The organism is Vibrio sp. Vb0937 (assembly GCF_033338855.1).
This window is the reverse complement of record NZ_JAWOTK010000413.1, coordinates 1-1,081: the sequence shown is the minus strand read 5'-3', so window position 1 is coordinate 1,081 and position 1,081 is coordinate 1. Positions and strand designations below refer to the sequence as shown.

General features: G+C 46.2%; 2 protein-coding genes. Both read left to right on the top strand.

All coding sequences use genetic code 11. From position 1 onward, the window contains the following. On the top strand, nucleotides 1-424 hold a 424-nt coding region (locus R7P67_RS26135; RefSeq protein WP_318086495.1), incomplete at its 5' end, for an HRDC domain-containing protein. 9 nt (nucleotides 425-433) lie between these two features. Continuing rightward, a complete protein-coding gene (locus R7P67_RS26130) occupies nucleotides 434-739 on the top strand; it encodes a DUF3630 family protein (RefSeq protein ID WP_005458579.1) in 306 nt (101 codons plus the stop codon). The last annotated feature ends 342 nt before the right edge of the window (nucleotides 740-1,081 follow it).

The window sequence follows — 1,081 nt, the reverse complement described above, 5'->3', positions numbered from 1 at the left end:
CTGGGTGAGTATCTTCCGCCAGTTAATCCACAAAGGGCTGCTGTTTCAAAACATCACCCGAAACTCGACGTTGCAATTGACCGAGGAAGCTCGACCATTATTGCGCGGGGATGTGTCGCTCGAGCTAGCGGTTCCTCGTTTGGATACCGCAGCACGCGCTGCGAAGTCGGACAAACTGACCAGCAAAAACTACGATAAGAAGCTGTTTGCGAAATTACGCAAGCTGCGTAAGTCGATTGCCGATGAAGATGGCTTACCACCATACGTTGTATTTAGTGATGCGACCTTGATTGATATGGCGGAGATTCTGCCAACGTCGTATGGCGAAATGCTGGCGGTGAGCGGGGTAGGTCAACGTAAATTAGAAAAATATGCCGATCCATTCTTGGATCTGATTCAAGAACACATCACTCACCACGGATAAGGAACCGAAATGCAGAAGGAATTTGGCCTGACAGAATATATTGCCGAAGAAGGTCGTTTGCTGATTGCAGCACCAAGATTTGATTTAGACACCTTTCCGGCGTTAGGTGAGCGTTTGGTGGGTTTACTCTCTGCGACGGTAATCGAAAAACAGTGGGATGCGGATATCCACTCTTGGCTGATCGATTTTGAAGGTTGCCGCTTATTTATGAAAGCGGAGCATTACAGTGAAGCGATTTGGTTTGAAGCGCTGAACATTGAAGAGAGCAGGGAAGAGCTCGATTATCTTGCTGGATTATTTCAACGCGGCTTCTAAACTCAACTTATCAACTCTTTAAATCATTTCCTTATAGGGTGTTTCACATGAAACACCCTGTTTCGTTGTTCGCCCAATTCTTTGGGGCAAAGGTGAAATTATCGGATAAACGTTTGCGTAAAAAGCAGCGCTTGCGAGCGCAATTGGTTAATGTATAATCGCCCACCGCTTCGCTTGGAATGAGTGAAGCCGATTTGAATTTTCATTTTACATTGTTGGTAAGAGTTGTTTTCGTTACTGAAAATGCTCGATTTGGGTTCCCTCGCCCCCAAACCAAACTAAAAAGGTATCGCATGAGTAACTTTACCCCTGCGCAGCAGCGCAACGCCCTTATCTATCTGG

Bases quoted from the DNA above. Each gene is read 5' to 3' on its own strand.
- R7P67_RS26130 (WP_005458579.1), top strand. From the start codon at position 434: ATGCAGAAGGAATTTGGCCTGACAGAATATATTGCCGAAGAAGGTCGT.